Annotated in this window: 15 protein-coding genes; 1 reads left to right on the top strand and 14 read right to left on the bottom strand. The window is 60.3% G+C overall.

Annotation, left to right across the window (positions count from 1 at the left end; genetic code table 11):
- Positions 1-4: 4 nt before the first annotated feature.
- Entirely contained in the window at positions 5-2,293 is a 2,289-nt protein-coding gene (locus DW937_RS06320) for a PP2C family protein-serine/threonine phosphatase (protein WP_243111434.1), read from the bottom strand.
- Positions 2,294-2,478: 185 nt separating this feature from the next.
- Complete coding sequence (gene gltX, locus DW937_RS06315; RefSeq protein ID WP_120120449.1) at positions 2,479-3,948, bottom strand: glutamate--tRNA ligase; 1,470 nt, start codon at positions 3,946-3,948, stop codon at positions 2,479-2,481.
- 179 nt (positions 3,949-4,127) lie between these two features.
- Here gltX and DW937_RS06310 point away from each other — a divergent pair, with 179 nt between their 5' ends.
- A complete protein-coding gene (locus DW937_RS06310; RefSeq protein ID WP_120120448.1) occupies positions 4,128-4,730 on the top strand; it encodes a Type 1 glutamine amidotransferase-like domain-containing protein in 603 nt (200 codons plus the stop codon).
- Positions 4,731-5,226: 496 nt separating this feature from the next.
- Here DW937_RS06310 and DW937_RS06300 read toward each other — a convergent pair whose 3' ends face one another.
- The 12 genes from DW937_RS06300 to ruvC form a co-directional block, all read right to left on the bottom strand.
- Complete coding sequence (locus DW937_RS06300) at positions 5,227-7,536, bottom strand: ATP-dependent Clp protease ATP-binding subunit (protein WP_120120447.1); 2,310 nt, start codon at positions 7,534-7,536, stop codon at positions 5,227-5,229.
- Between the two features lie 24 nt (positions 7,537-7,560).
- A complete protein-coding gene (locus tag DW937_RS06295; RefSeq protein WP_120120446.1) occupies positions 7,561-8,256 on the bottom strand; it encodes a hypothetical protein in 696 nt (231 codons plus the stop codon).
- A 74-nt stretch (positions 8,257-8,330) separates the two neighbouring features.
- Positions 8,331-9,563, bottom strand: a complete 1,233-nt coding sequence (locus DW937_RS06290; RefSeq protein ID WP_120120445.1) for a DUF5711 family protein — start codon at positions 9,561-9,563, stop codon at positions 8,331-8,333.
- A gap of 12 nt (positions 9,564-9,575) precedes the next feature.
- Positions 9,576-10,322 (bottom strand): tRNA pseudouridine(38-40) synthase TruA, encoded by a 747-nt coding sequence (gene truA, locus DW937_RS06285; RefSeq protein WP_120120444.1) that lies wholly within the window; start codon positions 10,320-10,322, stop codon positions 9,576-9,578.
- A 173-nt stretch (positions 10,323-10,495) separates the two neighbouring features.
- Positions 10,496-11,311, bottom strand: a complete 816-nt coding sequence (locus DW937_RS06280; RefSeq protein ID WP_120120443.1) for an energy-coupling factor transporter transmembrane component T — start codon at positions 11,309-11,311, stop codon at positions 10,496-10,498.
- Positions 11,305-12,225, bottom strand: coding sequence for an energy-coupling factor transporter ATPase (locus tag DW937_RS06275; protein ID WP_005943466.1), 921 nt, complete (start codon positions 12,223-12,225; stop codon positions 11,305-11,307). The genes DW937_RS06280 and DW937_RS06275 overlap by 7 nt, the downstream gene beginning before the upstream one ends.
- 15 nt (positions 12,226-12,240) lie before the next feature.
- A complete protein-coding gene (locus DW937_RS06270) occupies positions 12,241-13,080 on the bottom strand; it encodes an energy-coupling factor transporter ATPase (protein WP_097776961.1) in 840 nt (279 codons plus the stop codon).
- Between the two features lie 290 nt (positions 13,081-13,370).
- A complete protein-coding gene (locus tag DW937_RS06265; RefSeq protein WP_097781215.1) occupies positions 13,371-14,246 on the bottom strand; it encodes a class I SAM-dependent methyltransferase in 876 nt (291 codons plus the stop codon).
- 29 nt (positions 14,247-14,275) lie between these two features.
- Positions 14,276-15,631 (bottom strand): phosphoglucosamine mutase, encoded by a 1,356-nt coding sequence (gene glmM / locus DW937_RS06260; protein WP_120120442.1) that lies wholly within the window; start codon positions 15,629-15,631, stop codon positions 14,276-14,278.
- Positions 15,632-15,831: 200 nt separating this feature from the next.
- The gene (ruvB, locus tag DW937_RS06255; RefSeq protein WP_005943473.1) at positions 15,832-16,887 is read right to left on the bottom strand and encodes a Holliday junction branch migration DNA helicase RuvB; all 1,056 of its coding nucleotides are present in this window, start codon (positions 16,885-16,887) and stop codon (positions 15,832-15,834) included.
- Between the two features lie 3 nt (positions 16,888-16,890).
- Positions 16,891-17,502 (bottom strand): Holliday junction branch migration protein RuvA, encoded by a 612-nt coding sequence (gene ruvA, locus DW937_RS06250; RefSeq protein WP_097776958.1) that lies wholly within the window; start codon positions 17,500-17,502, stop codon positions 16,891-16,893.
- Positions 17,503-17,609: 107 nt separating this feature from the next.
- Positions 17,610-18,122 carry a crossover junction endodeoxyribonuclease RuvC gene (ruvC, locus tag DW937_RS06245; protein ID WP_005943476.1) on the bottom strand — a complete coding sequence of 171 codons (513 nt, stop codon included), beginning with the start codon at positions 18,120-18,122 and terminating at the stop codon, positions 17,610-17,612.
- Between the last annotated feature and the right edge of the window lie 12 nt (positions 18,123-18,134).

The following is an 18,134-nucleotide window of genomic DNA, read 5'->3' as shown; positions in this document are numbered from 1 at the left end:
AACATCAAACGCATTTTTCCAGCCGCAGCACCGCCGCCGTAATGTCGTCCGGCCTGCCGGTCTTCTGGGCGCGCACGCGGGCTGTTTCCACCAGCGTCTTTGCAACTTTTTCCGGCGCTTCTCCTGCCGCAGCGGAAAGCTCCAGCTGCTTTGCCACCCAGCCCGGGCCGTCCACCAGCAGCCCGTCCGAGACCAGCACCGCATAATCGCCCACCGTCAAATGCACCACCCGGCTCTGTCCGTTCACTCCGCCCAGAATGCCCACCGGCAGGCTGGTGTCGCCCACAGCACGCACCCGCCCGCCGTGCACAAGGAAGCCCGGTGCCGCACCGGCCTTGAACAGCCTTGCCGTGCCGGTGTAAAGATCTACGCTGATGAGGTCCAGCGTGGCACCGCTCTCATCCTCACTTTTCAGGGCAAGGGCCACGTTGACCAGCCTTGCCGCCAGCTCTGCGGTAAAGCCCGCCTTGAGCAGCCGGGCCGTCAGCTCGGCGGCAAGGTTGCCATCCACAGCTGCAGGCCTGCCGGTGCCCATGCCGTCGCACAGGATCATCTGCGCTGCCGCCGGGCTGCAGAACTGCTGCACCGCATCGCCGGAAATACTGCCCCGCGCCGCCGCGCCCGCCATGCCGAACACGGCCCGCAGCACAGGCTTTTCGCTGAACAGCAGAGTGGTCATTCCCTTGCAGGAAAGCACCTGCGGCACTTCCAGCGTGCGGCGGCAGATGCGGCCCACCTCCCCGGCCAGCGCGGCCAGCTCCTGCGCCGAGAAGCGGGTGCGCGGCAGCGTGACCGCCGCATGGGTGCGGCCCAGATCATCCAGCGTGACGGCACACTCCTGCGGCGGAGTGCCAAGCTGCGCAAAAAAGTCCGCCACCCGGCCGGATTTATAGGGTTCCGGGTCGCCCGGACGGCCCAGCTGTTCTCCCAACACGCCCAGCGCTTCGGCCACGGCGCTGTACTGCTCGGTCAGGGCAGTGCGCATGGCTTCGGCATGAAGGCGGGCCTCCTTGCGGCTGCGGTACAGCGCAAAAGAGCGGTTTGCCGCTGCGCACAGCGCTGCCGGGTGGATGCACCGGGATAATTGCCCGGGCAATTGAGCCGTTTCCAGCCCGCCGCTGCTTTCCAGCAGAGGGCGCAGTGCTTCCATGCCCTCCAGCGTGGCGGCATACTCCTGCTTCCAGCAGGTATCCCGCCGTCCGCAGTTAAAACAAAGGGTATCATGTGTGTTATCAATTACCCAATGGAAATCCTCACGCCGGTGCGGCAGCGTTTCGTAGACATCGTTCACGGTCTCTGCCAGCGATGCAAGGCTCTGGGACACCTGTTCCAGCCGGGTGGCCGCTGCACTGTACTGCTGCGGCTGGGCCTGCCCTGCCTGCGGCTTTTCTTCCGGCTCCGGCACAAGCCATGCTGTGGGCATGGCCGCTACGGCCGTGATGCCGATGCAGACGTTCAGCAGATATTGGAACGCGCTCCCGGGCGGCTGCACACAGAGTGCACCGGTCACGCAGCCGCCCGCGTAGGCGGCTACCGTTTCCATGCGCCGTCCGGGTGCCAGCACTGCCGCTGCCGCTGTGGCACAGGCCAGGCCGGATGCCGCAAAGCTGAGGGCCGGGTCTGCCGCGCACAGCGCAGCGCCCAGCACCGCGCAGGCCGCAAGCGCGGCTTTGGCCTGCCCTTTGCTGCATAAATACAGTTCCAGCGCCGCGCAGACGATCACGCCCGGCAGCAGCTGCCACAGCTGTATGCTGCCCAGTGCCGCCGCTGCGGCCGCACCCACCAGAAGCATCCCGGCACCCGGCTTTTCGGGCGCAAACTGCCGCAGACAAAAGCCCATGGCTGCGGCCAGCAGGGCATCTGCCGCACTGTAAAACACCAGCTCTGCCCCGCCGCCGCCAAAGGCAAAGCACAGCGCCACGCCCACCAGCGTGCCGCAGCCCGCCAGTGCCGCCGGGGTCAGTGTTCTGGCACCCATCCACCGCGCTGCCACTGCAGCACCCAGCGCGCACAGCATACAGACACTGCGCAGCGAGAGCGCGCCAAACCCGTGCAGCAGCACACCCAGCGCCGCACCCGCCGCACATGGGGCAAAGCAGTCCTCTGCAAAGCCCAGCACAAAGCCCAGACCAAAAGGCATCAGTGCACCGTACAGAACGGCCCAGCCGCCCGCAAATCCCACTGCCACAGCCGCCAGCCTGCGCGCTGCCGGGCGCAGCTCCGCCCGCCGTGCCAGTGCTGCCCGCTGTCTATTCTGCCGCCCGACCGCTGCCAGACCCATCCGCTCTGTCATAAAAACTCCCCGCTTTCCGGCGGGGCGTTGTGGTTCTGTTCCCCGCGCTTTCTGCATATACTGTAGCGCGGGCGCGCGGCGATTTTTGGCGCGGTGCAGTGTTCTGCCGCAAACCGGCCCAAAGACGCAAAAAAGCCCTGCAGCGTTCAAAAATTCTGCAGAGCTTTGTGGTTTTATGGCAAAAATCAGCCGTTCAGCTTTTCAATTGCCGCTTTTACGCGGGCAAGGGTGGTCTCACGGCCCATCATGCAGGCAAGGTCGGTGCCGCCGCCGGGGGTGCGCTGCTTGCCAGAAAGGGCAATGCCCAGCGGGTACAGCAGCCAGCCGTTCTTCTTGCCCAGCTCCTCAGCCTTGGCCTTGCAGGCATCGAAGACGGCATCGCGATTGCCAAAATCCAGTGCTTCGTCGCTGAGCACAGGCAGCAGGGCTTCCAGTGCCTCCTTGGCGGTCTCCGGGGTGGTCTTCTGCTTCTTGTTGGCGTACATGCTCACATCGTAGTCGGGCATGGCGTCAAAGAAATCCAGCTGCTCCGGGATCTCGCCCAGCACCTCGCAGCGGGGCTGCAGGTTTGCACACAGCAGCTTTTTGTCAATGGAGGTGTGCACGGCCTTGTCGATCCACGGCTCCGCCTTCTTCTGGAACTCTTCCGGGGACAGGCGGCGGATATATTCTGCGTTGATGGCCCGCAGCTTGAGGGGATCGAAGATGGCCGGAGACTTGGAGATGCCGTCCGGAGACCAGATCTTGACCAGTTCCGGCAGGGAGAAGATCTCCTGCTCGGCATACTCGCCCTTGGGGCTCCAGCCCAGCAGGCAGATGTAGTTCAGCACGGCCTCGGTCAGGTAGCCCTTTGCCACCAGATCCTGATAGCTGGCATCGCCGTTGCGCTTGGAAAGCTTATTCTGCGCATCCTTCATGACCGGCGGGCAGTGGATGTAGGTGGGGATCTCCCAGCCGAACGCCTGATACAGCAGGTTGTACTTGGGGGTAGAGGACAGATACTCGCTGCCGCGGATCACGTGGGTGATGCCCATGAGGTGATCGTCCACCACATTTGCAAAGTTGTAGGTGGGCATGCCGTCGGTCTTGATGAGGATCTGGTCGTCCATCTCGCTGTTGTTCACCTCGATGTGGCCGTACACCACATCGTCGAAGCCGGTCACGCCCTCGCGGGGGATCTTCTGGCGGATAACATAGGGTTCCCCGGCAGCAAGGCGCTTTTCCACTTCCTCCTTGGGCAGGTCGCGGCAGCATCCGTCATAGTGGGTCATCTCACCGTTGGCGCGCTGCTCGGCGTGCAGGGCCTCCAGACGCTCCTCGGTGCAGAAGCAATAATATGCCTTGCCCTCAGCCACCAGCTGCTCGGCATACTGTTTGAACATGCCCATGCGCTCACTCTGCACATAGGGGCCCACGGGGCCGCCCACGTCCGGGCCTTCGTCCCACAGCAGGCCGGTCTCCCGCAGGGTGTTGTAGATGACATCCACAGCGCCCTCCACATAGCGGCCCTGATCGGTATCCTCGATGCGCAGGATGAAGGTGCCATCCTCGTGCTTGGCCATCAGGTAGGTGTACAGAGCAGTGCGCAGGTTGCCAACGTGCATATAACCCGTGGGCGACGGCGCAAAACGGGTGCGGACTTTATTGCTCGGCATAGAAAAACGCTCCTTTATTCTCATGCAAAAAATTTGCGGATAGCTATGTTTTATTGTACTGATTCTGCGCAGTTTTGTCAATGCGGGATAACATCATGCATTCACAGCGCCGCTTTTCTTTTTGTTCGCATTATGCTATACTCAACGCAACAACTCGGAATTTATAAAGGAGAATATTGATGAAACTATTTTTATGTTCGCACTTTTCAAGTGTAGGAAGTCTGATAAAGGAAGAAATTGAAAATAAGAAAGTCGCATTTATTCCAACAGCTTCACTGCGTGAAGGCTACACCGGTTATGTCGGCTCGGCTCGAAAATTATTCAAAAAGTTGGGAGCAATCGTAACTGAAATTGATATTTCAACGGAGGCTTATTCAACGATACAGTCTGTTTTTGAAGATGCGGATGTGATATATTTTACCGGCGGAAATTCTTTCTTTCTTATGGACCAGCTCCGTAAAACGGGAACGGATGAGCTGTTGAAGAAAGAATTGGCAAAGGGAAAACTGATGATCGGCGAGTCGGCAGGCGCAATTATATGCGCTCCAAGCATCCAATATATCGAGCAAATGGATGAAAAGCCGGAGGACTACTCACAAGAAGATGATGCAGGGATTGATTTGATTGATTTCTATGTTCTTCCGCATTATCTTACAGCACCATTTAAGAAAGTTACCGAGAAAATAATGACTGAGTTTTCGGATTTGAATCTATGCCCAATTAACAACCGTCAGGGAATTGTAATTGATGGTGAAGGTTCAAAGGTTATTTGCAAAGACTAATTTGAAAATTCGCGTTTGTGGAGCGAAGCGGAGCAATGAAAGCCCCAGTGGGGCTTTTAAGCGACCGAACGGTCTTGCGTTAGCAAGATGGAGGGGCCTCGCCCCGACAAGTTCGCGTTTGCGCAGCGAAGCGGAACAATAAAGTCCCCAGTGGGGACTTTAAGCGACCGAACGGTCTTGCGGCAGCAAGATGGAGGGGCCTCGCCCCGACAAGTTCGCGTTTGTGGAGCGAAGCGGAACAATGAAAGCCCCAGTGGGGCTTTTAAGTGACAGAACGGTCTTGCGTAGCAAGATGGAGGGGCTTTGCCCCGACAAGTTCGCGTTTGTGGAGCGAAGCGGAACAATGAAAGCCCCAGTGGGGCTTTTAAGTGACAGAACGGTCTTGCGGCAGCAAGATGGAGGGGCCTCGCCGCGACAAGTTCCAGTTTGCCGTACAGCGCCAAACAGAGGAAAAGCCCCTGCATTCCAAAAAAGGATGCAGGGGCTTTCTTTTTGTTTACTTCAAGATGATTTCGCCGTTTTCACCAGCATCCACCACAAGAGTGCTGCCGGAAGCAAGAGTGCCGTCGATGAGCTTTTCGGCGGCGGGGTCTTCCACGGCCTTGCGGATGACGCGGCGCAAATCGCGCGCACCAAACTTGCCGCCCTCGGCCTTTTTCACCAGTGCCTTAAGGGCTGCCGGGGTGTAGCTGTAGGCGATGCCCTTGGCCTCCATGCCGGGCTTGTACTCGTCCAGCATCAGGGCCGCAATGCCCTGCAGGGTCTGTTCCGTCAAAGGCTTGAAGGCGATCACTTCATCCACGCGGCCAAGGAACTCCGGCCGCAGGAACTGGGCCAGCGCCTTGCGGGTCTTTTCCTCGCTGAGCTGTTCCTCGCTCTTGTTGAAACCAAGCCCGCCGGTACTCTGGTCGCTGCTGCCGGCGTTGGAGGTCATGCAGATGACCGTGTTGGAAAAATCCACCGTGCGGCCCTGCGCATCGTTGATCTTGCCCTCGTCCAGAATCTGCAGCAGAATGTTCATCACATCCGGGTGTGCCTTTTCGATCTCGTCGAACAGCACCACGCTGTAGGGGCGGCGGCGCACCTTTTCGGTGAGCTGACCGGCTTCTTCGTAGCCCACATAGCCCGGAGGCGAACCGATCATGCGGGACACTGCGTATTTTTCCATATACTCGCTCATGTCCAGACGGATGAGCGGGTCGGGGCCGTCGAACAGCTGATTTGCCAGCTGCTTGACCAGCTCGGTTTTGCCCACGCCGGTGGGGCCCACGAAGATGAAGCTTGCGGGACGGCGGCGGCCGGAAAGGTCGGCGCGGCTGCGCTTGATAGCCTGCGCCACCAGATGCACGGCCTCGTCCTGCCCGATGATTTTCTTTTTCAGCTCGCCCTCAAGGTTTGCCAGCTTTGCGAACTCGGTCTCCCGAATTTTGACCGCCGGAATGCCGGTCCACAGCTCGATGACCTTGGCCACATCATCCATGGTCACCTGGATCTCGCTGGCAGCAGCCTGCTTTGCGGGCAGGTCGGCTTCGAGCTTTGCAATGCGGGTCTTGCGCTCGGCCACGCGCTCGTAGTCGATGGGCTCATTGACGTCCGCATTCTCCATCTCGGCTTCTTCCTGCTTCAGGGCATCCAGCTCCTTCTGCATCCCAAGATACTCGGAAATGACCGGGTGGGCCAGATTGCAGCAGGCGCAGGCTTCGTCCAGCAGATCGATGGCCTTATCGGGCAGATAACGGTCGGTGATATAGCGCTCACTCAGGGTGACAGTGGCGGAAAGCACATCGGCAGGCACCTGCACATGATGGTGCTGCTCATAGTAGTGCTTGATGCCGTTCATCACGGCAAGGGTATCGGCCACGCTGGGTTCTTCCACCCGCACGGGCTGGAAACGGCGTTCCAGCGCCTGATCCTTCTCGATATACTTGCGGTACTCGTTGAAGGTGGTGGCACCGATGACCTGAATTTCACCACGGGAGAGGGCGGGCTTCAGGATATTGCCCGCATTCATGGCACCCTCGCTCTCACCGGCAGAGGTGATGGTGTGGATCTCGTCGATGAACAGGATCACGTTGCCTGCGGCCTTCACCTCGCTCAGCAGGCCCTTGACCCGCTGCTCGAACTGGCCGCGGAACTGGGTGCCTGCCACAAGGCTGGTGAGGTCCAGCAGATAGATCTCCTTATCCTTCAGGCCGATGGGCACATCCCCCTTGGCAATGCGCTCCGCAATGCCCTCGGCAATGGCGGTCTTGCCCACACCGGCTTCGCCAATCAGGCAGGGGTTGTTCTTCTGGCGGCGGCTCAAGATCTGGATGGTGCGGTAAATTTCGCGGTCGCGGCCAATGATATCGTCCAGTTTGCCTTCCCGGGCCTTGCGGGTCAGATTCTCGCAATAGGTATCCAAAAATTTGCGCTTAGGCGGCTTTTTGCCGTTTTTGCGGTCGGCCTTTTTGTCGCCATCTTTTTTCTCGCTGCTGGTAAAGCCCAGCGGGAAGGTGGCATTGCTGCCGGGGATCAGATCTTCGTCCATGCTGTCCGGGTCAGCATCCTCGCCGCCATTCGCCATGTTCATCATCATGGAGAGCGGGTTTGCATCGCCCATCTCCTCCATCATGCTTTCCATGCGGTTCTCCATGTTATCAAGATCCTGATCCGACATGCCGAACTGCTTCATCAGATCGTCCACCGGCTTGATGTGCAGCTCACGGGCGCAGTGCAGGCAGTAGCCCTCCTGCTTCATCTGACCATTGTCCATCCGCTGGATGAAGATGATCGCCGGACGTTTCTGGCATCGAATACAGACCATAGTTCCTCCTTTATGCAAAACCCTTTACAGGAAAGGGTTGAAGAGATTAAAGATTTTGTAGTAAAGACTGCTGCTCATCACCGTATCGTTGAGCACATTCAGGTTGCCGCCTGTGATGACGATGATGCCCCACAGGATGCACAGCACCAAATAGATATCCATCAGCGCCGTGGCACCGCCCACAAGCCAGCCAAGGCCGCGGTTTACCGTGCCAATGACCGGCAGCTTGTTCACAAGGCCCAGCACCGTGACCAGCATACTGACCAGCAGGCGCAAAAGCGCGTAGAACAAGAAGAACAGCACCAGAGTGATCACCGGTGTGAGCAGCGGCTGCAGCACGTTTTCCACAATGGAATCGGCCAGCACCACCGCGTTATCGGCCAGCACAGCGCCAATGGAGCGCTCGCAGGCTGCCACGATGGAAGCGCGGAAAGAAGCAGGCAGGAAGCCCGCATACTTTTCCGCAATGCCGGAAAGGTCTACCGCACCGCCCGCAGCAATGTTTGCTGCGATCTGGGTGCGGAAGCCGCCTGCCAGCATATGCTCGAACACCCAGCCGGCGCAGGCAGTGGAAAGCTCCTTGGCCCCCAGCAGACTGAACAGGTTGCCCACCAGCTGCACAATGGACGAAAGAAAGCCCTTGCGCGCATAGCGCACCACCAGAATGATCCATGCTGCCGTGCATATGATATCAAAAAGAAATGACGGATTCTTGAACATACCTTGTTTTCCCTGTTATTTTTATCACTTTCCCCGCAAGAGTGCTATTTTCGCATGATCTTCTCACCCAAAAATCACTGTCCGCTGGAAGCTGTCTGCTCCGGCGGTGTGACCACCTGCACAGTGTTGCCGCTGAGCACCATGATCTGCTTGCCCTCGATCAGTGCCCGGGGCCGGGCCGAAAGCGACTGGCTCCACTGGAACTCGCCCACACTGTTGAAGCGCTCCACCGTGCTGTCGGTGAGCAGGTAGAAGCCGTCGTTCTTTGCCCGGATGATCTGGCTGGCCGAGAGCACGCTGCCGCTGTAACCCACGGTCAGCTCCCCGTCCAGCAGCACCGCCGTGCTGGTCTGGCCATTGCTCAACAGCAGGGCTGCACCGTTACTGGTGTTGGACACGCTGACGAGGGTGCCGCCGCCAAAATCGTAGCTGGCGCGTTCGCCTGCGCTGCCGCCGCTCGTGTTGTACAGCACGGCGCGGTTCTCATAAAGCACCAGCAAAAAGCCGTTGGACATCCAGCCCATCCACTGGGGCACACTGTTCTCGGAGCCAAGGCATACTGGGTCGCCCTGCGAGAGGGGCAGTACATAAAGGTTCGTGGTCAGCTGGCCGCCCACCGCCGATACAGCGGCCACGGCAAGGCGGCGGCTGTCCGGCGCAAAGGCCATGCGCAGCGGAGTGCCCTGCTCACTGGTCAGGTTCCACACCAGCTGCTGCTGCATACTGGAATTGTAAACGGTCAGCTTTGCCACGCTGTCGGTGCTGTCGGTCACCACAGCCACCTGTCCGGCATCTGCCACGGCGCACAGGGAGATGGTGCTGTCCATGGTTTTGGTATAAAGGTTTTGGGTGCGGCTTTCCACCCGAAGCTCATTGCCGGAGCGGTTGTACAGCACAAAGCGGGTCTTGCCTGCAGCAATGGCCGGGCGGGCATAGCCGCTTTGGATGCTGTTCAGGCGGGTGCCGCCAAGACTGTATACCACGCAGCTGTCGCCGCCCATCTCCACAAAGCTGCCGGACATCTGCGCCACCGCATCCGGGTCGGTGATGCCGGTCTGCTGCGGCCAGCCTGCGGCTGGTGCCAGCGCGATGACGGCAGTATCCACAAGGTCTTTTGCGCGCGCAATAGAAGACCCCACTGCGCCGGTGGCAAACAGGACAAGGATGGTCAGCACCGCTACGATGATGACGGTGCGGCGGATGCGCCGTGTGCGCACCCGGGCCCGGGCGGCTTCCAGATATTCGACGCGCCCGGCAGAAAGCGGCTCCCCTTCGGCGGAATGTCCGCCGCGGCGAATTTTGCTCATGAATGGTTCTCCTTACAGATCATACTCCACACACTTCAAAAACAGGCCCTTGGCGGGCAGGGTCGGCCCGGCGCGGCTGCGGTCACGGCTTTCCAGAATGGCGGGAATTTCCGCCGGGTCCAGCCGGCCTGCGCCTGCTTCGCACAAAGTGCCCGCCAGAATGCGCACCATATTGTACAGGTAGCCGTCGGCGGTCACTTCAATGTCGATCTCGTCCCCCTTGCGGGTAACATGACAGTCCGTGATGGTGCGCACGGTATCGCCATGGGCTGCAGCGGAAGAGCCCGCCGCGCACAGGGCCAGAAAATCGTGCCTGCCCACGAACTGCTGCGCCGCCGCCTGCATTCTGGCTTCGTCCAGATGCCGGGGCACCCGGGTGTAATAAGCCGCGTCAAAAGGCGAGTCGATGGGGTGGTTGTGGATGCGGTAGAGATAGGTTTTGGTATGGGCCGCGTACCGGGCATGGAAATCCTCCGGCACCACCTGCGCGTCCAGCACCCGGATGTCCGGCGGCAGATGTTGGTTCAGCGCCAGCGGGAGCTTTGCCGCCGGGATGCGGGTATCGGCGTGGAAGTTGAGCTTGAAGCCCAGCGCGTGCACCCCCGCATCGGTGCGGCTGCAGCCCTTGATATCGGGGCGGCTGCCCAGCACGGCCTGCAGCGCGTCCTGAAAGGTTTTGGCCACGCTGCGGCCATTGGGCTGCACCTGAAAGCCGCAGTAGTTCGTGCCGTCGTAGGCAAGGGTAAGTAAAAAGTTCATAAGTGTTTTCTTTCATGATCGGCATGCTCGCCCTCTCCGTCACCTTCGGTGCCACCTCTCCCAAAGGGAGAGGCCTTGGCAGTACGGTAAAGTTCGCGGTTCTGCCAAAGGCTCCCCCTTTGGGGGAGCTGTCATGAGCAAAGCGAATGACTGAGAGGGCGAGGTTGCTTCCCTTAAAAATTCGGGAACATCAGCCGGGAGGCAAGGATCACCGCAAAGCAGGCGATGCACACGGCAAGGTCGATATAATCCTGCTTTTCGCAGCGCAGCACCTTCAGGCGGGTGCGGCCGTCACCGCCCCGGTAGCAGCGGCATTCCATGGCCATGGCCAGCTCGTCCGCGCGGCGGAAGGCCGAAATGAACAGCGGGATGAGCACCGGCACCAGTGCCTTGACCCGGTCGGTCATTTTTCCGGTGTCCAGTTGGGCACCGCGGGCCTTCTGGGCGTTCATAATTTTGTCCGTCTCCTCAATGAGGGTGGGGATGAACCGCAGGGCAATGCTCATCATCATCGCCAGCTCGTGCACCGGGAAGTGCAGTTTGCCCAAGGGCTTGAGCAGCTGCTCGATGGCATCCGTGAGCACGATGGGGCTGGTGGTGTAGGTGAGCAGGCTGGTGCCCGCGATGAGCGCCATGACACGCACCGCCATCAGCACAGCATAGCGCACGCCCTCGGCATAAATGGTCAAAAACCAGATATGCACCAGCGGTTCGCCCTCGCCTGACACAAAGAACAGGTTCAGCACCGCTGTGAATATCACGATGGGCAGGATGGGCTTCAGGCTCTTCAGAATCATTTTGCCGGGAATTTTTGCCACCTTGTACATCACTGCCAAAAACAGGATGGAAAGGGTAAGGCCCAGCGGATTGGAAGCTGCAAACAGCAGCACGATATAGGCGATGGTCAGCACCAGCTTCAGGCGCGGGTCGAACCGGTGCACCAGACTGTCGCCCGGGAAGTGCTGGCCAATGGTGATATCTCTCAGCATCCGGCAGCGCCTCCTTCCTTCTTTGCTTCCCGCGGGAGCACAAGGCTCTCGCCTGCCTCCCGGCGGCGCTTGGCCTCCAGGATCATCTTGACCGCATAGGGGATGGTGTACACATCAGCGGGCACATCCACGCCCATCTCCCGCAGCTTGAGGAAGATCTTCGTCACCTGCGGCACGGAAAGCCCCAGCTCCAGCAGCTCCGGAGCGCGGGCAAAGACTTTTTCCACGGTGTCGTACATGGCAATTTTCTTATTGCTCATCACCAGAACACGGTTGGCGTACTTGGCAATGTCCTCCATGCTGTGGGACACCAGCAGCACGGTGGTTCCGGTCTTTTTGTGGTATTCCTTTACTTCGCTGAGGATGTCGTCCCGTCCCTCCGGGTCAAGGCCCGCAGCAGGCTCGTCCAGCACCAGAATGCGGGGCTTCATGGCCATGACGCCCGCCACGGCCACCCGGCGCTTCTGGCCGCCGGAAAGCTCAAAGGGACTGCGCTCCAGCAGGGCCGGGTCAAGGCCCACGAAATCGGCGGCTTCATGCACGCGGCGGTCGATCTCGGCTTCGTCCAGACCCATGTTCTTGGGGCCGAATGCGATATCTTTATAACAGGTCTCCTCGAACAGCTGGTACTCCGGGTACTGGAACACCAGACCGGTGAGGAAGCGGAAGTCCCGGATCTTCTCCGGGTCTTCCCACAGGTCGCGGCCATCGATATAAATTTTGCCGCTGGTAGGCTTGTTCAGGCCGTTCATGTGGGTGATGAGGGTGCTCTTGCCGGAACCGGTGGCCCCGATGATGCCCACAAAGTCGCCCTCTTCCACCGTAAAGCTCACATCGTCCAGCGCAGTGACCGCGTTGGGCATGCCGGGGTTGTAGACGTAGCTCAGATGTTCTACTTTGATGATATCTGCCATTTGCGTCTGCCCCCCTTACTGCAAAAGCTCGTACAGAGCCTGTGCGCATTCGCCGGTGTCGATGATGCCCTCCGGCATCGGGATGCCGGCCTTTACCAGCTCGTCCCGCAGCTCTGCAGCCTGCGGCACATCCAGATGCAGGGAGCGCACCTTCTCGGTCTGGCTGAACACCTCTTTGGGGGTGCCCTCCATCACCACATGGCCCTTGCTCATCACCAGCACACGGTCTGCCTGCGCAGCTTCCTCCATATAGTGGGTGATGGACACCACGGTGATGCCCATGTTCCTGTTCAGGTAGTGGATGGTCTGCATCACCTGCTCACGGCCCCGGGGGTCCAGCATGGCGGTGGCTTCGTCTAAAATCAGGCAGTCCGGCCGCATGGCAACAACGCCTGCAATGGCAACGCGCTGCTTCTGGCCGCCGGAAAGGTTGTGGGGTGCGCGCTCGCGGTACTCATAGATGCCGGCCATCTTCATGGAGTCGTCCACGCGGCGGCGCATCTCTTCGGGCGGCACACCGAGGTTTTCCAGTGCAAAGGCAACGTCTTCCTCCACCACGGTGGCAACGATCTGGTTGTCCGGGTTCTGGAACACCATGCCCACGGTCTGGCGGATATCATAGAGCTTGTCGTCGTCTGCGGTGTCCATGCCCTCCACGTAGACCTTGCCGCTCTCCGGCAGCAGGATCGCGTTGAAGTGCTTTGCCAGCGTGGACTTGCCGCAGCCGTTGGCACCCAGCACGGCCACAAATTCGCCGCGCTTTACTTCCGTTGAGACACCGTCCAGTGCGTAAACCGGCTGGTCGCTGTCGTAGCGGAATTTCAGATTTTGTGCTGTTAAAATCGTCTCTTCCATTTGTGTTTCTCTTTCTGGTGGTGCGCCCCTCTGAAAGGGGCTGTACCCCATTCTATTGAAATTGATTGCTTGTTTATTTTTAGCGGCCTCGCCCTCTCCGTCATCGCTGCGCGATGCCACACTCCCCCTTTTGTCACCTGCGGTGACATCTTCCCCCGGCGCGGGGGAAGTCTTTCCTCAAAGGGAGAGGCCTTGGCAGTACGGCAAAGTTTCCGGTTTTGCCAAGGGCTCCCCCTTTGGGGGAGCTGCTGAGCAACGCGAAGCTGAGAGGGCGAGCCCGTTTACCTCTTTTATTCTTCCCAGATGGCAGTTGCGCCACAGGGCACTACGCCGCCGGTGGCGGACACCGGCAGGCCGATCTCGTCGCAGGAGGTCTGCCCGCCAAAGCGGGGCACCAGCGTTGTTTTGAGCATATACTCCATGACCGCCGGGGACAGGCCGGTGGTGTAGCTGTTCACTGCAAAAAACAGCGGCGTATCGCTCAGCACCTCTTCGCACTGGCTGATGAGATCGTAGATGCAGTCCTCCAGCTTCCAGATCTCACCGCCGGGGCCGCGCCCGTAGCTGGGCGGGTCCATGATGATGCCGTCGTAGGTGTTGCCGCGGCGTTTTTCCCGCGCAACGAACTTGGCACAGTCGTCCACCAGCCAGCGGATGGGCCGGTCGGCAAGGCCGCTTGCCGCAGCATTGTCCTTACCCCACGCCACGATGCCCTTGGAGGCATCCACATGGCAGACGGTGGCACCTGCCGCCGCACAGGCCAGCGTGGCACCGCCGGTGTAGCCGAACAGGTTCAGCACCTTTACCGGGCGGCCTGCGGCACGGATCTTTTTGGCGTACCATGCCCAGTTGACAGCCTGCTCCGGGAACACGCCGGTGTGCTTGAAGCCGGTGGGGCTGACGATGAGGGTGAGCTTATCCTCGCCCTCGCCGCAGCTGATCTTCCACTTCTCGGGCAGACGGCGCTTGTACTCCCACTCGCCGCCGCCCTGATTGGAGCGGTGATAAACAGCATCTGCCTTTGCCCACAGCGGGCTTTGCTTGGGCGTTTTCCACACCACCTGCGGGTCCGGGCGGATGAGGATGGTCTCACCCCAGCGCTCCAGACGGTTGCCGTCGGTGGCATCCAGCAGTTCATAGTCTTTCCAGGTATCTGCAGGGCGCATAGCGTCCTCCCTTCTCTTTTATCCGTTTCTTACTGGCCTAGAATGCGCTTGTTGATCTTATCCACGATGCGGTCGGCGCAGCGGTGGATGGCATCCAGATCCTGGCCCTCCACCATCACGCGGATCTTCGGCTCGGTGCCGGACACCCGCACCAGCACGCGGCCCATGCCCATAAGCTTCTGCTGCTCGTTCTCAATGAAACCGGCCAGAACTTCGTCCTCTTTGTAGGCTTTTTTCTGGGCGGCGTTGGCGGTCACATTCACCAGCACCTGCGGATACTGGGCGTAGATGCCGTTCAGTTCGCTCATCTTCTTGCCGCTTTCAGCCAGCAGCTTGAGCAGCTTGCCGGCGGTCAGCTCACCGTCGCCGGTGGTGGCATGGTGCAGCAGGATGACATGGCCGCTCTGCTCGCCGCCGATGGCAAATCCGTTCTCGCGCATGTTTTCCAGCACGTAGCGGTCGCCCACGGCGGTCTTTTCGGTGTTGATGCCCTGACTCTCCATATATTTGATGAAGCCCAGATTGGACATGACCGTAACCACGGCGGTGTCGCCGTCCAGACGGCCTTTTTCCTTCATGGTCATGGCCAGCAGGGCAATGATCTTGTCGCCGTCCATCTCCTGACCCTTTTCGTCGCAGCCAAGGCAGCGGTCGGCATCGCCATCAAAGGCAATGCCGCAGTCAAAGCCGCCCTCTACAACAGCCTTTTCCAGATTTTCCAGATGGGTGCTGCCCACGCCCTTGTTGATGTTCTGGCCGTCAGGCTCAATGCCGATGAAGGTGCAGTCTGCGCCCAGCCGGGGGAACAGCTTCTGCGCCACAGCGGCAGAAGCACCGTTTGCACAGTCGATGCAGACCCTCAGGCCGGTCAGGTCGCCGTGGATGGACTCATACAGGTGATCCACATAGTCCTGCAGGCCGTCGTCGCGGCGGTAAACACGGCCCACCTCGGCACCGGTCTTCAGCTCAATGCCCGCGCAATCGTTGTCGATGTAGGCTTCGATCTGGTTCTCCACCTCGTCCGGCAGCTTATAGCCGGTACCGGCAAAGATCTTGATGCCGTTGAACTCCATCGGATTGTGGGAGGCAGAGATCACGATGCCGGCATCGGCATTGTACTTACCCACCAGATAGGCCACAGCGGGCGTGGGCAGAACACCCAGACTTTCCACATCCGCACCCACGCTGCACAGACCGGCGGTCAGGGCTGCTTCCAGCATATCACCGGACTGGCGGGTGTCCTTGCCGATCAGGATGCGCGGACGGTGGCCGGTGCTGCCGGTCAGCACCGCAGCAGCGCCGCGGCCGATCTTCATTGCCAGCTCACAGGTCAGGTCTGCGCCTGCAACACCGCGCACACCATCGGTTCCAAAATATTTTCCCATAATAATACCCCACTTTCTATAGAAAGAAGCAAGTTTTAATATTGTAAGCATCCTCGCCCTCTCCGTCATCGCTGCGCGATGCCACCTTGTTCCCCTTCTGGCACTTCGTGCCACCTCCCCCGGCCGGGGGAAAATGGCGAAGCCAAAAGGGGGAATAAGCTGTCGAACGAAGTGAGACTGAGAGGGCAAGCCCGTTTCTCTCAGAACAAACTCTGCTGCCCGTTGTCCTCGGGCGCAGCGGCCTCCGGCGCTTTCAGGCCCAGATGTTCATAGGCTAGCCGCGTTGCGCAGCGGCCCCGGGGCGTCCGGGTCAGAAAGCCCATCTGCATCAGATACGGCTCACACAGGTCTTCCAGCGTGACGGATTCCTCGCCGAGGGCCGCCGCCAGCGTTTCCAGACCCACCGGGCCGCCGTTGTACATTTCAATGATCGCACGCAGCATACTGCGGTCCAGTTCGTCCAGACCCAGTGCGTCCACGTCCATCCGCTTGAGGCCCATCAGGGCCACATCCCGGTCGATGATGCCGTCGCCCAGCACGGTGGCAAAGTCGCGGATGCGCTTCAAAAAGCGGTTTGCCACGCGGGGCGTGCCGCGGCTGCGCTTGGCCAGCTCGTAAGCGCCTTCCGGCGTGATGGGCTGGTCGAGGATGCCTGCCGAGCGCTGGATGATCTTGCTCAGTTCATCCGGGCTGTACAGCTCCAGCTTGAGCAGCACGCCAAAGCGGTCGCGCAGGGGGCCGGTGATCTGGCCTGCACGGGTGGTGGCACCCACCAGCGTGAACCGCGGCAGGTTGATGCGGATGCTCTGGGCGCTGGGGCCTTTGCCGATCATGATATCCAGCGCATAGTCTTCCAGTGCCGGATACAGCACCTCTTCCACCTGACGGGACAGGCGGTGGATCTCGTCGATGAACAGTACATCGCCCTCCTGCAGATTGGTGAGCAGGGCGGCAAGGTCGCCGGGCTTTTCAATGGCCGGGCCGCTGGTGATGCGGATCTGTACGCCCATTTCGTTGGCAATGATGCCTGCCAGTGTGGTCTTGCCCAGACCCGGCGGGCCGTAGAGCAGGATGTGGTCCATGGGCTCCCCGCGCCGCTTGGCGGCTTCCAGATAGATCTTCAGGTTCTGCTTGACCTTTTCCTGCCCGATGTAGTCTTCCAGATGCTGCGGGCGGAGGTTGTTTTCCTCGCTGTCCGCCGCCGTCATGCCGGGCTGCATCATTTTTGCGCCGTACAGCGCAGTTTCGTCCTGCATTCTTTACCTCCTGCCTGCCATGCTGCGCAAGGCCAGTTTGATGATCTCTTCCACGGGCAATGCCGCGTCGATCTTGGAAACGGCAAGCGCTGCTTCGCTCTGGCTGTACCCCAGCGACACCAGCGCCGCAATGGCCTGACTGCTGCCCTGAGAAGCCTGTGTGTCGGCAAAAGCACCTGCCACATCCTCCAGCGAGATGCCGTCCACAAAGCCCTTGGCGACCTTATCCTTCAGCTCCAGCACGATGCGCTGTGCAAGCTTGGGGCCCACACCGGAAGCCGCCTTGAACGCCTTGTGGTCCCCCGCCGAGATCGCCAGTGCCACGCGGTCCGGCTCCATCACGCTCAGGATGGCAAGACCCACCTTAGGCCCCACGCCGGACACGGCGGTCAGCATCTCAAAGCAGGCCTGCTGCTCCTCGGTGGCAAAGCCGTAAAGGCTCACGTCGTTCTCGGTGACGCTCATCACGGTGTAGATGGTGGCTTCCTTGCCCACGCCGGGCAAGGCCCCGGCCACGCTGGCCGGGCACTGGGCATAGTAGCCTACACCGCCGCAGCTGAGCACCACTGCGTTCATGTTTTTTTTGACGATTTTTCCTGTCAGACAGTAGATCATTTAAAACCCTCTCCGTTTCTGTGTCGGCCAATTTTCCTCTGTTCAGCTCGCCCTTCGGGAGAACTCCGGTGCCGTGCCGCTGCAGGCAGACGGAACCGGTGAGAGGGTCAGATCGGCCCGGCCACACGGCGGACAAAGCGGTTGAGCTGGTTGCCGTTGGTGTGGCAGAAGGTGATGGCCATTGCCAGCGCATCGGCGGTATCGTCCGGCTTTGGCACGGCGGGCAGATGCAGCAGCACGCGGGTCATCTCCTGCACCTGCTTTTTCACGGCCTTGCCGTAACCGGTAACAGCCTGCTTTACCTGCATGGGGGTGTACTCGTAGATGGGCAGGCCTGCCTGCGCTGCCGCCAGCAGGATCACGCCGCGGGCTTCTGCCACGCCGATGACCGTGGTCTGATTGTGCTGGTAGAACAGCTTTTCGATGGCAAGCACCTCGGGCCGGGTGCGCTCGATCACCTCTTTGATGCCTGCATACACCTCGTCCAGACGGCGCTCGAACGGCACGCCCGCGTCGGTGCACACCGCACCGAAATCCACCGGCGCAAACCGGTTGCCTGCGTAATCCACCACGCCCCAGCCCACGATGGCGTAGCCGGGGTCGATGCCCAAAACTCTCATGCTGCAAATACC

The organism is Faecalibacterium sp. AM43-5AT (assembly GCF_003603345.1).
GTDB lineage: Bacteria > Bacillota > Clostridia > Oscillospirales > Ruminococcaceae > Faecalibacterium > Faecalibacterium taiwanense.
This window is presented reverse-complemented; position numbering and strand designations above follow the sequence as displayed.

Excerpts from the sequence above, each read along its gene's own strand:
- DW937_RS06295 (WP_120120446.1), bottom strand. The coding sequence starts at position 8,256 with ATGTTCAAGAATCCGTCATTTCTTTTTGATATCATATGCACGGCAGCA.
- DW937_RS06270 (WP_097776961.1), bottom strand. The coding sequence starts at position 13,080 with ATGGAAGAGACGATTTTAACAGCACAAAATCTGAAATTCCGCTACGAC.
- DW937_RS06275 (WP_005943466.1), bottom strand. The coding sequence starts at position 12,225 with ATGGCAGATATCATCAAAGTAGAACATCTGAGCTACGTCTACAACCCC.
- DW937_RS06300 (WP_120120447.1), bottom strand. The coding sequence starts at position 7,536 with ATGGTCTGTATTCGATGCCAGAAACGTCCGGCGATCATCTTCATCCAG.
- ruvA (WP_097776958.1), bottom strand. The coding sequence starts at position 17,502 with ATGATCTACTGTCTGACAGGAAAAATCGTCAAAAAAAACATGAACGCA.
- DW937_RS06280 (WP_120120443.1), bottom strand. The coding sequence starts at position 11,311 with ATGCTGAGAGATATCACCATTGGCCAGCACTTCCCGGGCGACAGTCTG.
- ruvC (WP_005943476.1), bottom strand. The coding sequence starts at position 18,122 with ATGAGAGTTTTGGGCATCGACCCCGGCTACGCCATCGTGGGCTGGGGC.
- DW937_RS06290 (WP_120120445.1), bottom strand. The coding sequence starts at position 9,563 with ATGAGCAAAATTCGCCGCGGCGGACATTCCGCCGAAGGGGAGCCGCTT.
- gltX (WP_120120449.1), bottom strand. The coding sequence starts at position 3,948 with ATGCCGAGCAATAAAGTCCGCACCCGTTTTGCGCCGTCGCCCACGGGT.
- ruvB (WP_005943473.1), bottom strand. The coding sequence starts at position 16,887 with ATGCAGGACGAAACTGCGCTGTACGGCGCAAAAATGATGCAGCCCGGC.
- DW937_RS06320 (WP_243111434.1), bottom strand. The coding sequence starts at position 2,293 with ATGACAGAGCGGATGGGTCTGGCAGCGGTCGGGCGGCAGAATAGACAG.
- DW937_RS06310 (WP_120120448.1), top strand. The coding sequence starts at position 4,128 with ATGAAACTATTTTTATGTTCGCACTTTTCAAGTGTAGGAAGTCTGATA.
- glmM (WP_120120442.1), bottom strand. The coding sequence starts at position 15,631 with ATGGGAAAATATTTTGGAACCGATGGTGTGCGCGGTGTTGCAGGCGCA.
- truA (WP_120120444.1), bottom strand. The coding sequence starts at position 10,322 with ATGAACTTTTTACTTACCCTTGCCTACGACGGCACGAACTACTGCGGC.
- DW937_RS06265 (WP_097781215.1), bottom strand. The coding sequence starts at position 14,246 with ATGCGCCCTGCAGATACCTGGAAAGACTATGAACTGCTGGATGCCACC.